Origin of the sequence: Gemmata algarum (assembly GCF_034097035.1) — a bacterium.
GTDB lineage: Bacteria > Planctomycetota > Planctomycetia > Gemmatales > Gemmataceae > Gemmata > Gemmata algarum.
In genome coordinates, this window is the sequence record NZ_JAXBLV010000195.1 from 26852 (window position 1) to 42245 (window position 15394).

Below are 15394 nucleotides of genomic sequence, written 5' to 3' on the forward strand. Positions count from 1 at the left end.
CGGGGCGCGGGGGGAAGGTTCAAAGGCGCCGCGGCCCCTCCATCTTTGCGCGGAACCTAGCGTCCCCGCCCCCGGTCGCTAAAATGTGCCCGCCGCAGTCTCCTCACACACCCAACTCGGGGCTCCGCAATGGCTAACGCCACCGCCGACATCGGGCTCATCGGGCTCGCCGTCATGGGCGAGAACCTGGTCCTCAACATGGAGTCGCACGGCTTCACGTGCGCCGTGTACAACCGCACCACCGCCAAGGTCGACGAGTTCGTCAACGGCCGCGGGGCGGGCAAGAAGTTCGTCGGCGCGCACTCCCTCAAAGACTTCGTCGCCAGCATCAAGCGGCCGCGCAAGATCATGATGATGGTGAAGGCCGGCAAGGCCGTGGACGACACCATCGAGAGCGTGCTGCCGTACCTGGAAGCCGGCGACATCCTGATCGACGGCGGGAACACCCACTTCCCGGACACCTCGCGCCGGATGAAGAGCCTCAAGGAGAAGGGCATCCGGTTCATCGGCTCGGGCGTGTCCGGCGGCGAGGAGGGCGCGCTCAAGGGGCCGAGCATCATGCCGGGCGGCGAGGAGTCCGCGTGGCCCGAGGTGAAGCCCATCTTCCAGGCCATTGCCGCGAAGGTGAAGGACACCGACGGCAGCGAGGCCGCGTGCTGCGACTGGGTCGGGCCGGAGGGGGCCGGGCACTTCGTGAAGATGGTGCACAACGGCATCGAGTACGGCGACATGCAGCTCATCTGCGAGTCGTACAACCTGCTCAAGGACCTGTGCGGGATGGCCCCCGCCGAGATGAGCCAGGTGTTCGGCAAGTGGAACAAGGGGGTGCTCGACAGCTACCTGGTCGAGATCACCACCGACATCCTCGCGTTCGTCGATCCTGAGACCGGCAAGCCGATGGTGGACGTGATCCTCGACACCGCCGGCCAGAAGGGCACCGGGAAGTGGACCGTGGACAGCGCCACCGAGAACGGCGTCCCGCTGACGCTGATCGCCGAGGCGGTGTTCAGCCGGTGCCTGTCGGCCCAGAAGGCCGAGCGCGTGGCCGCGGCGCCGCTGCTGGCCGGCCCGACCGCCCAGCCGGTGGCCGACAAGGCGCAGTTCGTCGCGGACGTGGAGATGGCGCTGTACGCCGCGAAGATCGTGAGCTACGCCCAGGGCTACGCGCTGATGGCCGCCCAGGCGAAGGCCAACGGGTGGACGCTGAACAACGGCGGCATCGCGCTCATGTGGCGCGGCGGGTGCATCATCCGCAGCGCCTTCCTCGGCAAGATCAAGGAAGCGTTCGACAAGAACCCGTCGCTGGTGAACCTGCTGGTGGACCCGTACTTCGCGGGCGAGTTGGGCAAGGCCCAGGCCGGGTGGCGGCGGGTGGTCGGGGCGGCGGCGGCGAGCGGCATCCCGCTGCCGGCGATCTCCAGCGCGCTGGCGTACTACGACGGCTACCGCACGGCCCGGCTGCCGGCGAACCTGCTGCAAGCGCAGCGCGACTACTTCGGGGCGCACACCTACGAGCGACTGGACAAGCCGCGCGGCGAGTTCTTCCACACCAACTGGACCGGCCGCGGCGGCACCACCACCAGCAAGGCCTACAACGTGTGAGCGGCGAACCGGCGCGCCTGTTCGAGCGGCAGGCGCGCGTGGGGCGCCGGGAGCCCGGCCGCCACTCGCAGTTTGGCGACGCGGTCCACTAAGCGGGCGGCCGTGGTTGCGCTGCGCGTTTTGACGAGCTGCGACCGCCCGGGAGCGGGATACGTCACCCGCTCCCGGGCGGTCGCGGCTCGTTTTCAAACGTTACAAGCAGCCTCGGCCGCGTGCTTAGTTTCCGATTGGCGAGCGCGTGACGGAGAGCCAACGTGAGTCGGGCCGTCCTGCGGGGCGGATTGGATCAACCCTTTCCATATGCCAGGAGCGGGTGAACAGGGTCAGCTACCGGCGGATCTGTCGTGCTCGGTGAAGAACGTAACGAGACACGAGCCGGCGCCTCTTCGTGAGGCGCCGGCTCGTGCTTTCTGTCACTCGCTCCACGGAGAGCCGGCCTTACAGAAGCGGGCGGCATTCCAACCGATCCGGTGTTGACCGCTTACGGGCGCACGCGGTCGATGGCGTCACGGGCCGCACCCTGGAGCGGCGACAGCGCGTCGCTCGTGGCGCTGTTCGGGGCGGTCGAGACCTTCTCGCGCTCGGCCCCTTGCGCGAAGTCCTTTTTCGCCTGCTCTTCGTCCCCCCGCGCCCACCGCGCGGCGCCCAGGAAGTACCACGCCACCGGGTCCGCCGGGTTGTGCTTCACGGCGTCTAGCATCGCCCTCACGGCCTCGTCGTACCGGCCCCCTTTGTACGCCGCGATGCCGGAGTTGAGCGCCCCGGCGGCGGCGCGAAGGTCCACCGGCGGGAGCACCACGGGCCGGCGGAACGCCGCCGCCGGGTCCGTGACCGCGTCCAGCCCGGTGTCCGCGGCGATGGCCCACGGCTTGCCCGCGGCGGCCTTGTACGCGGGGTTGCGCCGCGCCGCCTGGAACATCTCCCGCGCGCGCGCCAGCTCGCCCCGGATCAGGTACGCCAGGCCCGCAACCGTTTGCCCTTTGGCCGCGTCCTCGGAGTCCGGGGACGAACTCGCGATCGTCTTCTGCGCCACCGCGAGCGCCGGGCCGGCGTCCGACGCCCGGCGCAGGTCGGTGAGGATCGGTATCCAGAGGTCCATCACCTGCCCCGGGGTGACCGCGCTCCCGAGCTGCTTTTGGAACTCGATCTCGCGCGCCGCGGCCCTCTTCTTCTCGGCCTCCGTTTTGCCCTGCTCGGCGCGGAGCGCGGTCGCGTGCTCGTCCTTGAGTTTCGCCACCGCCGCGGCGTAGTCGTCGGCCAGCTTCTTCGAGTCGGCCGCGTACTTGTCGGTGAGCTTCTTCAGCTCCTCGGCGCTGCCGTCCTTGATCTTCTTCACCGCCTCGGCGTGTGCGTCGTTCAGCTTCTTCGAGTCGGCCGCGTACTTGTCGGTGAGCGTCTTCGCCTCGGTCGCGCCCTCCTCCTTGAGCTTCTTCGTTTCGGCCGCGTGGGCGTCGGTGAGCCGTTTGATCTCGGTCGTCAGTTTCGCAAGCGCCTCTTTCGCGGTGGTCTCGGCCTTGTTCAGCCGCTCGGCGATCTCCACGAGCTGCCCCGCAGTCAGCCCGCCCCCGCCGACCGCCGTCATCGCGCTGGGGACCAGCGCCTTCAGGTCCGGACCGGTCGCCCGCGCCACGACGGCCTTGGTCGCGGCGAGCAGGTCCGACGGCCCCCACTTGTCCGGAACCGGTGCGGCCGGTTTCAGCACGTCTGCCAGGGCCGCGAGGGCGCCTTGCTTCGCTTCGACATCCTTTGCGGCGGCTTTCAGTTCGTCCGTTGCGGTTGTGAGCTTCGCCTCAATGGCCCTCAAATCGGTTGCGGCCTTTTCGAGCTTCGTCTCGACTTCGCGCTTGGCCTGTTCGGACGCCTTCGCGTCCGTGCCGAGCTTCGTGACCTCGCCCTGGAGCTTCTTGACCGCCTCGCGGGCCGCTGCGGCGTCCTTCTCGGCCGCTGTGGCAGCTTCGGACGATTTGGCGAACGCGTCGAGCGACTTCGCCAGCGCCCCGCCGTCCTTCTTGATCTCCGCGATCATGTCCGGGTTGCCGGACACCGCCCCGCGCAGCTTCCAGTACGCCTTCAGGTCGTCGCAGGCCCGAGCGAAGATCTGCTCGCGCGGGTCGGACAGCGCGTTAACCCCGCGACCGCTGAAGCCGGGTGCGAGCTGCTGGTGCGACTCTTTCGCCTTATCGATCAGCTCGAGGGCGTCCTTGTATTTACCGGCGCTGGCGGCCTTCACCGCCTTCCAGTAGTACACGCCGGGCTCCACGGCGCCGGCCGCCGGCGCGTCCTGGAGCAGTAACGCGGTCGCCAGCAGGAGCCCCGTTTCCGGCGCCGCGGGGCGGCGCGACGTGCCGCCCGGGGCCGCCGGCGCGGTCGCGTCGAGCCGGTCGAGGTGCGCCTCGAACGTGGCCTTGTGGGCCGGGTACCGTTCCGCCGCCTCGGTGTACACCTTGCGGGCCGCCTTGAGGTCGCCGGCCAGTTCGTAGGACGCGCCGAGCGCGACGCTGGCCTTCACCCCGCGGGCCACGCCACCCGGCTCGGCCGCCGCGTCGGGCCGCGCGATCACGTCTTCAAGGTCCTTGCGGGCCGCCAGCAGGTCGGCGTCGTTGGCGGGCACCGTGGCCCCCGCGGCGAGCGCCTGGGCCTTGGCGAACACGCGCACGTAGCCCGCGTCGGTTTTCTCGGTGAGCGTCGCGGGGGGCGTCGTCTTATAGTGCTCGACCGCCTTCGCGGTAGCGCCCGCGGCGAACGCGGCCTGCGGGTCGAGCGCAACCGGCCCGGCCGGCGCGGCCGGCGCCGGGCCGGCCGGCTTGGTGCCGTTCTGTGCGACCGGCGCGGTCCCCGAGCCCGGCCGCGCGTTCGGGATCACGTCGCCGAAGTACACCCCGGCCCACGCCCCGCCGGCGGCCAGCGCGCCGAACAGCGCGCCGATGAGCAGGCCGCTCCCCTTCTTGCCCGAGACGACGCTCTCTTCGGTCCCGGTCTCGTCGGCGTTCGCGAGCCGCGCCGGGGCCACCTTCGTCGGCTTGGTGACGGTGTCCGGCTCGTCCGAAACCACGGGCCGGCTCTTCTTGCCCTTGTCCTTCGCCTTGCCCTTCGCGGGCGCCCCGGCCTGAAGCGGCAGCGCGAGCGCCGACCCCTCGGTCGATTCGGACAAGTAGTCCAGGCTCACCTCGGGCGGCCGGGTTTCGTCGTCCGGGTTCGGACCGCGGCGGGGGGCGACCCGAGTGCTCATCTCTTCGGAGTCGTCCGGCAGTTCGTCACGAATGATCGCGGACAGGGAGACATCCTTCGGCGCGGCGCGCGTGTGCTCGCCGTCGTCCGCGTCGCTCATCTCGAAGTCGATCTGCCCGGCCTCGTCGTCCGCGGGTCCGCCCTTCACTCCCGGGAGCTCGAAATCGCGCGAGTCGATGTTCGGCACGGCGGGTCGGTTCTTCGAGCCGGTGCCGAGCGGCTCCGCCGCGACGGTTGCGTCCGGCGGCACCGGGGGGGCACTGCGCTTCCCGCTCTTGTTGCCGGCGTCCCGGGCGCCGGCTGATCCGGAGAAGATGCTCGACGGGGCCGCTGAAAGCGGTAGCTCGTCGTCGAGCAAATCGAGGTCGGTCGGCTCGGCGTCGTGGCGCCCGGCCCAACCGGCGGCCCCGTCGCCCTCGTCGGCGCCCTCGAACAGATCGGCCGAAATGGGCTCGTCGGGCACCGTCAGCTCGAATGCGGCCTCGGACGGCCCGCTGCCCAGCGTGCGCTCCATCCCGGGAGCTTCGACCTGCACGGACGACGCATCGTCCAGTGTGAAGTCCGGGGCACTCAGGTCGGCGAGGATGCTGGACGCATCCGGGGTGAGCGCCGGCGGCGCGCCGTAATCCGGCTCGTCGTCGGCTCCCGGGGGCAGGTCCGGCGCGTTGACGAGTTGCCCCGAATCGAACAGCGGCCCGCCCGCGTCCGGCGCCGGCATGTCGTGGATCGATTCGTCGTCGCCGCGCAGCGCGTGCAGGTCCACGCTCTCGGGGGCGTCGTCGACCTCGGCCAGCGGCAGATCACTGAAGTCGTCGCCCTCGTGGAGCGCACCGCCGAGCGGCTCCGGCGGCGCTACCACCTCGAACGGCGGAGGAGACCCGGAGGTCGCGGCCAACACGTCGGACGTTTCGGACGGCTCGGCGGGGGGAGCGGGCGCGGCGAAAATGTCCGACGTGCCCACCGCGTCGGGGTGCGGCGCGGCCGACAGGTGCGATTCGGGGTCGAGCCACCCGGACACAGGGGCCACCGGCTCGACCGGTTCCACGTTCCCGAGCCCGACCGCCGAATCCGACTCCGCCCGGCCCTTCGCGACCGCGTCGAGGTCGGCGAACGAGCCCCGGCTGCCCACGTTAATGAAGTCGAACGAGGCGTCACGCGGGGCCGCCGGCGGGCGCGGCGGGAGCGTGCCGAAATCGCTCTTCGACCCGAGCTCGTCCGGCCCGGGGACCGGCGGCAGCTCGCTGTAAGTGTTGACGCTGGAGGGGAGCTCGAACTCGAACGAGCTGCCGCGCGCATCCGCTGGGTTCAGCGAGGCCCGCGGCAGCTCCGCGGTGGACCCGTTCGACGCCGGCTGGGCGGGGCGCAGGGCGTTCACGTCCGGCACGCTCCCGACCGAACCGGTTTGAAGCGCCCCTCCCCCAAGGGCAACGGACGAACCGTCGGGCAGCTCCTCGAGTTCGGCGACCGGGATCGGCTCCGCGTGGGCGTCGTCCGCGACCGGAAGCGCTTCCAGTGTCGCGTCGCTCAGATCGATTTCGGCGAGCGCCATGTGATCCGGCGCCGGCGCGACCGGCGGCTCGGGCAGCTCGAACGAGTCGGCGATCGGCTGCTCAAGGTCCGCCACCCCGGGCAGGTCGGCCGACTCGAGGTGGAGCGGCGGCTCGAGCGGTTGAACGTCCGGGGGCGTTAAAAGGGCGGCCGAGTCGCCCGCTTCGGCCGACAACTCGGGCAGCTCGAACGTGTCCTCGGCGGGTACCGGTTCGAGTGCCACTTCGGGCACCGGCGGCAGGCCGAAATCGCCGAACGAGCCGCGGCTCCCGGGCGTGCCGAACCCGAACGGGTTGGGCGGCGCCGGCGGCGCGAGCCCGAGTCCGCTGGCAAAGTCCGGGGACGGGATCGGCGGCAGCTTGTTGAACGTGTCCGCGTCTTCAGGGAGTGTGAACTCGAACCGCGAGCCCGTGCCCGTGTTCGCGTCCTCGTTTTGCGCCGCGTGGTCGGGCGAATGCGGGTCGTTCGGGTTCGGGTTGTTCGGATCGGCGGGGTTCGACATGGGTGCTGCTCCGTGCGTGCGGGGAGCCACGGGTTCGACTGGGGTTCCACGGCCGCGGGCCGCGAGCGCGTATTTTCGACATGTTAACCGTTGTCGGGCTGTGACGCGCCCGGGCGGGCGGATTTTTCTCCGCTTTTCCGCTGCGGCCGACCGAACCGTCGGAACCCGCGGCCTTTGCCCGTTCGTCCGGTTTCGCCACCGCTTCCGGATCTTGCGCTATTGATTGACTCGCGCCGATCGGCGCGACCCGCACGGTCGGCGCAAGCGAGCGAGAGCCGACGGAACGTCGAAGAGATGGGGGTCGGGCGCCGAGGATCGTCTCGCGCGCCCCTGAAACGGTCGTGGCTCGGTCCGTGCGATCACTTCTTCTGCCAGAAGGTCGCGTTCTGGATGGTGCTCTCGAACCAGCTCGGCTCGGGGGCGATCGTGACGCCGGCCTGGACGACCTCGTTCCACTGCTGCGGGTCCGGCGGGAGCCGCTTGCCCGTCAGCTTCACGAGCCCCGCGTGCGACTGCCGGGCCAGCACCACGTCCTTCCCGGCCTGCTGCTTGAGCACTTCCGCCAGCGCCACCACCGCCTCGGGCTGCCGGCACTCGCTCAGCCCGCGCACCGCGGCCTGGCGCACCTCGGGGTCGTCGCCGCCGGGCGCCGACGCGTCCGCCCCGCCCGCGCCCACCACCAGCGCCAGGAACCGGGCGGCTTCGGGCTTGTGGGTCCGCCCGAGCGACTCCAGGCACCGGCACCGCAGGGCCGCGACGGTGTCGGGCGCGTACCCGGCCGGCCCCTTGAGCGGACCGATCTCCAGCCCCGTGCGGGTCGGCAGCCGGCCGGCGCTGGCCCCGGCCGGCACCACCGCGGACCGCTCCGCCGCGGGCTTCGGCGCCGCCCGCTCCGCTTCGGTCAACCCGTCGGCCGTTTGGTACGCGCTGATGAGCACCTTCATCGCGCGCTCGTCCTCGAACCGCCCGAGCGCCTCGATGGCCGCGAACCGCAGCACCGGGCTGGGGTCGGCGGTCGCGGCGCGGGTGAGGATCTCCAGCATCTGGTCCTGGTCCTCCTGCGAGCCGCCGTTGCGGGCCGGCTCCTTGAGCCGGTGCATCGCCTTGGCGCGGTCGTCGCCGGTGCGGTCCGGGCCGCCGCGGAGCACCGTCTCGGGGTCTTCGGGCACGACCACGTTGCGGACCGTCTTGTACGGGGCCTCGCGGAACTGGCGGCTGGTGACCGCGTCCCACATGCTGGCGCAGCCGGTCGGCAACAGGGCCGCGACGGCCGCGGAGGCAATGGTCAGTGCCCGGTACACATTTCCCCCGGCCCGCGGACGGGCGTGAGCAACCGAAGATCGCTTGGCGTGCGGCCGGAATAGCGACCCGCCGGGGGGAGGTCAACCGCGGTCTCGGGCCGCCCGCCCCTTGCCCCGCGCGGGCCGCGCGGATAGCGTGTTGGCGTCGGTCGGGGCGCAGAACCCGGCCGAGGGCCTGCGGGAACGCCCCCGGCTCTGGAGTTCCGAACCGTTCCGAAGTCCCTCCGGGCGAGGCCGCCGTGACGTTGCTCCTGGTGTTCGTGCTGCTGACCGGTGGCCTGACCGCGCTGTTCCTGGGCGTCTCCATCGTGGCGCAGGGGTACCTGTACCAGGAGGCGGCGTCGCGGCTGCCGGTGCGGGCCGCGGTCGGGGGCCTCCTGCTCGGCGGGTTCATTACCCTATGGGCGGCGCTCGACAAATCGAACCCCGGACGGTACGACACGTTCTTCAACTTCGCCCCGTACAGCACGGCCGAGTTCACCGAGTTCGAGGCGGTGCGGTGGCCGGCGGTGGCCGGCGCGCTCCGGACCGACGCGAGCGGCAAGACGGTCGAAGAGGTCGTGAAGTTCAAACGCGCCCCGGGCGGCACCCAGTTCCTCCGCGAGGGCACCGGCGAGCCGTTCATCATGAACGGGAGCGACAACTCGGGGTCGTTCATGACCGGGGCGATCCGCCTGAAAGGGCCGGAGGACCCGGCCCCCGTGCGCTACAACGCGCTCGTCAAGGAGACCGCGGGCGGCAAGTCGAAGAGCTACACCCCCGAGCGGCGGTTCAACGAGGAGAACGGCAGCCGGTACGTCGAGGCGGTGCAAATGGGCACCCTGTTCGTGCCGAGCAACAAGACCGTGGTTCTGGCCCTCCTCCTGAACTTCCTGCTGCTGGTGCTGTGGATGGTGGTGACGTGGCCGGTGCTGCGGTACTCGCTCGCGCACGCGCTCGGGCTGACCGCGGTGGGCACCCTCGTCACCATGCTGGTGCTGATGCCGCTGCTGTTCCGGTTCAACCGGGCCGCGCCCAAGCCGGCCCCGGCGCCCGCGCCCGCAGCCACTTCCGCGCCGGTCGTTCCGGGCGGGACTAAAATTGCTTCATGACCGACCTCCTGACCCGGTGCCGCGTGGTTCTGGTGCGCCCGCACTACGCGGGCAACCTCGGCGCCACCGCGCGCGTGATGCGCAACTTCGGCCTGTCCGACCTCGTGCTGGTCGCGCCCTACGCGTCCACCGGCGACCTCGACGCCCGCCGGATGGCGACGCACGGGCTCGCGGTGCTCGACGCCGCCCGCGTGGTGCCCGACCTCGGCGCCGCGCTCTCCGACTGCGTGTTCTCCCTCGCCACCTCTTCGCTCACCGCGGGCGTGTTCCGCTCCGGAACGATCGGCACCGCGGCCGAGCAGATGCCCGAGTTGCTCGCGGCGGCCGAGTCCGGCCCGGTGGCGATCGTGTTCGGCCCGGAGCCGCACGGGCTGAGCAACGAGGAGATCGGCCGCTGCCACGGGCTGGTGAACGTCCCGTCCGACCCCGCGTCCGGCTCGCTCAACCTCGCGCAGGCGGTCGCGATCTGCTGCTACGAGTTCCGGAAAGCGTGGTCGAAGCGGCTCAACGACGCCCGCGGCAAGCCCGAGATCCCCGCGCGCGCGGTGGCCCCGTTCGCCGACCAGGACCGGATGTTCGAGCACCTGCGGCACGCGCTCACCGAAGTGGGCTACCTGTTCGGCGAGAAGGGCGATTCGCTGATGCACGCCATCCGCCAGCTCGTCGGCCGGGCGATGCCAACCCCGCAGGAAGTGAAGATCCTGCACGGGCTCGCGCGGCAACTGCTGTGGGCCTCGCGCCAGATGAAACGCGACGGCGCGGGCGACGCGCCCGAAGCGGATAGCCGCGACAAGTCCGACGGGTGAAGTCATGCTACGCTCACGTTCAATGCGTTGAACGGGTCGGCACGCGGGATGTTTTCTCGTCCCGCTTTTCCGCTGCGGCGCAGCGGCGCCCCTCATTGAGCTGATGGCAGGCGGGCCAACGCCCCGGTTTCATGGGAAGGAAGTGACGACGTTCGTTCGGCCTGATTCAGCCGCAAGTGACATTCGGGAAAAATGTTGCGACCCAATGTCGCGCGGCGACAGGGGCCGCGCTCGGCTGATTCCGAAAACCCCATTGGGGGTCCGGGGGTGGCGAATCCTGGGTAGCGATCCACCCAGCGAATTGCCAGCAAAACGCCCCTCAGACGCCAGCGAATGTCCCGTTGATGCCCAATCAGTTCCCCCAGAGCACGGCTCCGCGTGACGGCCTTGCGCGGGCCGACAGCGAACCCCGTCTGAACGATGCGGCCCGTTCGCTCCGCGGGCCGCACGCATACCAGATCCGGTTAAAGACGGACCGCTCGGTAAGGCGGCGGTTGCTCCTCACCGCGTCAGCAGGCGGGTGACGCACAACTGACAACCGGATCGTGAGTCGTAACATCGCCACTCGACATGCGGCGGGTTCGGCAGCACACCGCCGGGCACGCGCGGCGCCGGTGCCCGGCAGATGACACGGCCCCCCGCGCCGACGACGGTTCGGGGCGTCAGAACCGCAGCCGCAAACTCACACCCAGAAACGCGCCCGGGTCCACGTCCACGCGGTCGCGCAGGTTGCCCGTCGCGTTCCGCCCGACGCCGAACTCGCGGTCGAACGCGTACCCGGCGTTGAACTCCACCGCCCCCCGCTCCCACACGTCCCACCGCACCCCGCCCAGCAGCCGCTTCTCGAGAACCAGGAAGCGGTCGCGGTCGTCCGCCCGGTTCGCGAGCAGGTACGCCTCGTTCAGCCACTCGAACCCGCCGAACACCGACACCCGCTCGGCGACCCGGTACGTCACCCGGGCGTTCACGTTCACCACCGGCACGTAGGAGAAGCTGAGAGTGAGATCGTCGGTCGGCCGCCAGGTGACCGAGAACGGCAGCCCGATGTTCACCCGCAGCCGGTCCGACGGGTTCCACAGGTAGGCGACGATCGGGACCGGAAAGTTGAGGTTCCCAACCGGCGAGTAGAACACCCCGAACATCCAGGAGTCGCGGTCGTTGCGGGCCGGGACGCGCAGGAACGCGGACACGTTCGCGGTCATCTCGTTGATGCTGTTGAACGGCTTGTCGCTCGCGGAGCCGACCCCGACCGTTCCGCCCGCGGTCCACCCGTTTTCGAACTTGTGCGTGTAGGCGAGGCCGAGGTTCACGTTCCAGAGGGTGTCGGGGAACGGCCGGCGGCTGGCCGGCAGCACCGCGTCGGTAAAGAACACGGTGTTGCGCACGGCGCCCGTCAGGATCAGCGCGTCGCCGCCGTCGCGCCAGACCGGCGCGCCGAACGACAGGTTCTGGCGCACGAGCCCGAGGTCGGTGCCGCCCCCGCCGGTCGGGCGCGTGGGGTAGTACGCCGCGTTGTACCCCGGCGCGCCGGTCGCCCCGCCCGCGCCGAACCCGCCGAATCCCCCGATGCCGAAGTCGTCGCGGCGCGGGCGGGGCGGCTCTTCGGGGCGCGGGGCGGGCTGCTCGGCCGGCAGGACGCTCGGCACCTCGACCGGCGGACCACTTGGCGCGGCCGGCTCGACCGGCAGTCCAATGACCGGCGGCGGTTGAGCCGACGCGCGTAACCCGCCGCACGCGACGACACCCACCAGCAGCCACGCACCGCGCATGAAAAAGCCCCGCGACCGGATCGCCGGGCGGGGCTATACGGGCGGCGGGGCGGGCGTGCAACCGCAAGGCTCAGATGATCTGCTTGATCGGCTCGGCCCCTTCAACGCCGACCAGCTTCTGGTCGAGCCCGCCGTAGAAGTACGTGAGCTTGTTCGGGTCGAGCCCCATCTGGTGCAGCACGGTGGCGTGCAGGTTCTTGACGTGGAACCGGTCGTCCACCGCGAAGTTGCCCAGCTCGTCCGTCGTCCCCACGCTCACGCCGCCCTTGATCCCGCCGCCGGCCAGCCACGAGGTGAACCCGTAGGCGTTGTGGTCGCGGCCGGTGCCCTGGGCGTACTCCGCGGTCGGCTGGCGGCCGAACTCGCCGCTCCAGATCACGACGGTGCTGTCCAGCAGCCCGCGGCGCTTCAGGTCGGTGAGCAGCCCGGCGATCGGCTTGTCCGTTGCGCCGGCGTGCAGCGAGTGGTTCTTCACCAGGTCGCCGTGCGCGTCCCAGTTGTGGTCGTTGTGGTTGCCGCCGGAGTAGATCTGGATGAACCGCACGCCGCGCTCCACCAGCCGCCGGGCCAGCAGGCACTTCCGGCCGAAGTCTTCCGTCTTCTTGTCGTCCATCCCGTACAGCTTCTTCGTCTCCTCGGTCTCCTTGGCGAAGTCCACGGCCTCGGGGGCGTGCTCCTGCATCTTGTACGCCAGCTCGTAGCTCGCGATGCGGGCCACCAGCTCGCTGTTGTCCTGGCGCGCCGCGAGGTGCTCCTGGTTCTTCTCCTTGAGCCGGTCGAGCAGGTCCCGCTGCTGCGCGCGGGTCATCCCCTCGGCCACGGCGAGGTCGTGGATCGGGGTCTTGTCGGCGCGGATCTGCACGCCCTGGTACGCGGCCGGCATGTACCCGCTGGACCAGTTCTTCGGGCCGTTGATCGGGCCGCCGCTGTGGTCGAGCATCACCACGAACCCGGGCAGGTTCTCGTTCACGCTCCCCAGGCCGTAGGTGACCCAGCTCCCGAGGCACGGGCTGCCGGACAGGAGCCGCCCGCTGTTCATCATGAGCAGGCCGGACCCGTGGATCGGCGACTCGGCGTACATGGAGTGGATGAACGCGATGTCGTCCACGCACTGCCCCACGTTGGGGAACAGGTCGCTGACCCGCTTGCCGCACTTGCCGTAGTTCTTGAACGCGTACTTCGGCCCGACGACGCGCCCGGTGTTCTTGTGCCCGCCGCGGCCGAACGTCTTCACCGGGATGGTCTTCCCGTCGAGCCGGGCCAGTTCGGGCTTCTCGTCGAACGTGTCGACCTGGCTCGGCCCGCCGTACATGAACAGGAAGATGACGGCCTTCGCCTTGGCCGGGTACATCGGGGCCTTGGGCGCCATCGGGTTCGTGAACGTGGTGCCCGCGGACTTCGGCGCCTCGTTCGCCAGCAGCCGGTCGTTGTGGAACAGCCCGGTGAGGCCGAGCGCGCCGAACCCGGCCCCGGTCTCCCACAGGAGTTCGCGGCGCGTCCGGCGGCAGAACTGGTCGGCGTTGGGGGTCATTTATTTCGTCCTCAGTTGTCGGTGAGTTCAGAAATCAAGAGCGTTATGCGCCCGCAAGGTCTCGTTCGCGGCTCACGCCGCCGAACACGAGCCGAGAGCCGAACCGGTCCCAGAGGGGCCGGCGCCCGGCCGGGGTGGTGTGCTCGTTCTCGGTCAGGATCAGCGTTTCTACCCGGTCCAGGTGCGGCGACGCGGCCAGCGCCCGACACCCGTCGTCAGTCAGGTTCTCGCCGATGCTCAGCCACCGCAGGTTGGCCGCGTGCGGAGACGCCGCCAGCACCGCGGCGGTGTCGTCGCCCACCCCGCCGGACAGGTCGAAGCTCGTCAGCCGCGCGAGCGCGGGTGAGCGTGCCAACTCCACCGCCGCCCGGTCAGTGATCCCGTTCTGATTCAAACGCAGCGAGACGAGGCCGTTGAACCAGTCCGCCCGAATCAGCGCGAGCAGCCCGTCGTCACCGAGTTCGCACTTTTCGACATCGAGGTACCTGAGCCGGGCGAAACGAGCTGCCGCGAGCGTCGCCGCGCCGGTCGGGCCGAGCGGGTTCTCTTCCAGCACCAGCTTGCGAAGGCCGACGAACTTGCCGGTGGCGACCAGCGCACGAGCGCCCGCCGGACCGATGCGGTTGCGGCCCAAAGTGAGCACGTTGAGACCGGTCAACCCCGGGCCGGTCGCGAGTGCAGCGGCCCCGTCATCCCCAAGTTCGGTTTGGGTCAGGTCCAGGTCGCGAAGCTTGGTCGTGTGCGGCGAAACCGCAAGCGCGTCCGCGCCGCCCGCGCCGATGTCATTGGGGTGCGCGTCTTGCCCCAGAAGGTCGAGCGATTCCAGCCCCGCGAGTGCCGCCGACGCGAGGTGCCGCACCCCGGCCGCGGTAAGCCGGTTGGTCGCGATCCGCAGTTCCGTCAACCGCGGCGCGAGCGGCGAGCGCGCCAGCACCTCACACCCCGCGTCGCCGAACTCGTTGGCCCGCAGGTCGAGGTCGGTCAAGCGCGGCAAGGACGGCGAGTGCGCCAGCGCGTGCAGCCCGCGGACCCCGAACTGGTTGTAACCGACGCCTAATACCTCCAGGCGCCCGAACGATTGTGCCCCGGCCAGAGCGATGAGCCCGGCGTCGCTCAAGCCGTTCGCATAGAGCTGGAGCTCGCGCAGCGAACTGAGGTGCGGGGACTCCGCGAGCGCGAGAGCGCCTTGCGTACCGATGCCCCCAAACCAGAACGACAGGCTCTCGAGCCCGCGCAACTTTTCGCAGCCGGCAACACTCGCGGCGCCGGCCGGCCCGACCCGGTTGCTGCTGACGTCGAGTTCGACCACCTTCCCGAGTTGTTCGGACCCAAGCAAGAGGGCGAGAGGCGCGGAACCCAGGTCGTTGAGCGACACATCGAGCCTGCGAACGCTCGCGAGGTGCGCGCACCCGGCAACCGCCGCCGCCGCGGGCGTCCGGTCGGCGTTCTGTTCCGCCGCCCGCCGGTCGTCAATCCACTGACGGATCGCGATCATCCGCTCGGACAGCGAGCCATCGCGCCGGTCCGGTGCGGCGGGCAAAGTCGCGGGGTCGAAGAACTCCTGTAAGTGAACCGTTTCGACCGGGTTCGTGCGCAGCAACCGCTCGCCATGACCGACGAAATTGGACACCGTCAGCGGCAGAACGACGGGGAACCCGCGGTGGAATACCACTTCTTCGAGCGCACGAGGAGCCCCCGGGAGCAGTTCCTCGTGCCACGCAGCGAAATGTTCTTGGTACAGATCGCGGCACCGGGCCAACACGGGCAACAGATCGTCGCGCCCGTCGAGCGCAAGAGCCTCGGCGTCGCGGTCGAACTGGAACGGCATCTTGTTCTTGTGCCGCGGGGCTTTCAGCGCGCCCGCCAACGCGCACTGGAGGCGGATAAACTCGGCCCGCCCCCGATCGGCTGGACTCCCGTGCTCGTCGAGCCAGTCCCCAAGCGCAAGGCGCGGCGTGTCCTCGCCCGGATGGGCGACGATGGCGGCCAGCAGCGATTCGCGGTCGGTGGTCATGG

8 protein-coding genes are annotated in these 15394 nt (G+C 70.4%); 3 read left to right on the forward strand and 5 right to left on the reverse strand.

Features of this window, described 5'->3' with window-relative positions:
- The first annotated feature begins 129 nt into the window (after positions 1 to 129).
- Positions 130 to 1602: a decarboxylating NADP(+)-dependent phosphogluconate dehydrogenase gene (gnd, locus tag R5W23_RS20600; RefSeq protein ID WP_010044592.1), complete on the forward strand. Its 1473-nt coding sequence runs from the start codon at positions 130 to 132 to the stop codon at positions 1600 to 1602.
- Positions 1603 to 2083: 481 nt separating this feature from the next.
- Here the strand turns inward: gnd and R5W23_RS20605 are convergent, their stop codons facing one another.
- Together R5W23_RS20605 and R5W23_RS20610 are read right to left on the reverse strand one after the other, a co-directional pair.
- Positions 2084 to 6880 carry a hypothetical protein gene (locus R5W23_RS20605; protein WP_320687916.1) on the reverse strand — a complete coding sequence of 1599 codons (4797 nt, stop codon included), beginning with the start codon at positions 6878 to 6880 and terminating at the stop codon, positions 2084 to 2086.
- A 359-nt stretch (positions 6881 to 7239) separates the two neighbouring features.
- The gene (locus R5W23_RS20610) at positions 7240 to 8181 is read right to left on the reverse strand and encodes a HEAT repeat domain-containing protein (protein ID WP_261187249.1); all 942 of its coding nucleotides are present in this window, start codon (positions 8179 to 8181) and stop codon (positions 7240 to 7242) included.
- A gap of 239 nt (positions 8182 to 8420) precedes the next feature.
- Here R5W23_RS20610 and R5W23_RS20615 point away from each other — a divergent pair, with 239 nt between their 5' ends.
- Complete coding sequence (locus tag R5W23_RS20615; protein ID WP_320687917.1) at positions 8421 to 9272, forward strand: hypothetical protein; 852 nt, start codon at positions 8421 to 8423, stop codon at positions 9270 to 9272.
- Positions 9269 to 10078: an RNA methyltransferase gene (locus tag R5W23_RS20620; RefSeq protein WP_320687918.1), complete on the forward strand. Its 810-nt coding sequence runs from the start codon at positions 9269 to 9271 to the stop codon at positions 10076 to 10078. The genes R5W23_RS20615 and R5W23_RS20620 overlap by 4 nt, the downstream gene beginning before the upstream one ends.
- Before the next feature lie 662 nt (positions 10079 to 10740).
- On the opposite strand, the gene R5W23_RS20625 is transcribed toward R5W23_RS20620, so the two are convergent.
- From R5W23_RS20625 to R5W23_RS20635, 3 genes are all read right to left on the reverse strand, one after another.
- Positions 10741 to 11847, reverse strand: a complete 1107-nt coding sequence (locus R5W23_RS20625; RefSeq protein WP_320687919.1) for a DUF6268 family outer membrane beta-barrel protein — start codon at positions 11845 to 11847, stop codon at positions 10741 to 10743.
- 70 nt (positions 11848 to 11917) lie between these two features.
- Entirely contained in the window at positions 11918 to 13378 is a 1461-nt protein-coding gene (locus R5W23_RS20630; protein WP_320687920.1) for a DUF1501 domain-containing protein, read from the reverse strand.
- A 43-nt stretch (positions 13379 to 13421) separates the two neighbouring features.
- Complete coding sequence (locus tag R5W23_RS20635) at positions 13422 to 15392, reverse strand: TIGR02996 domain-containing protein (protein WP_320687921.1); 1971 nt, start codon at positions 15390 to 15392, stop codon at positions 13422 to 13424.
- Positions 15393 to 15394: the final 2 nt, after the last annotated feature.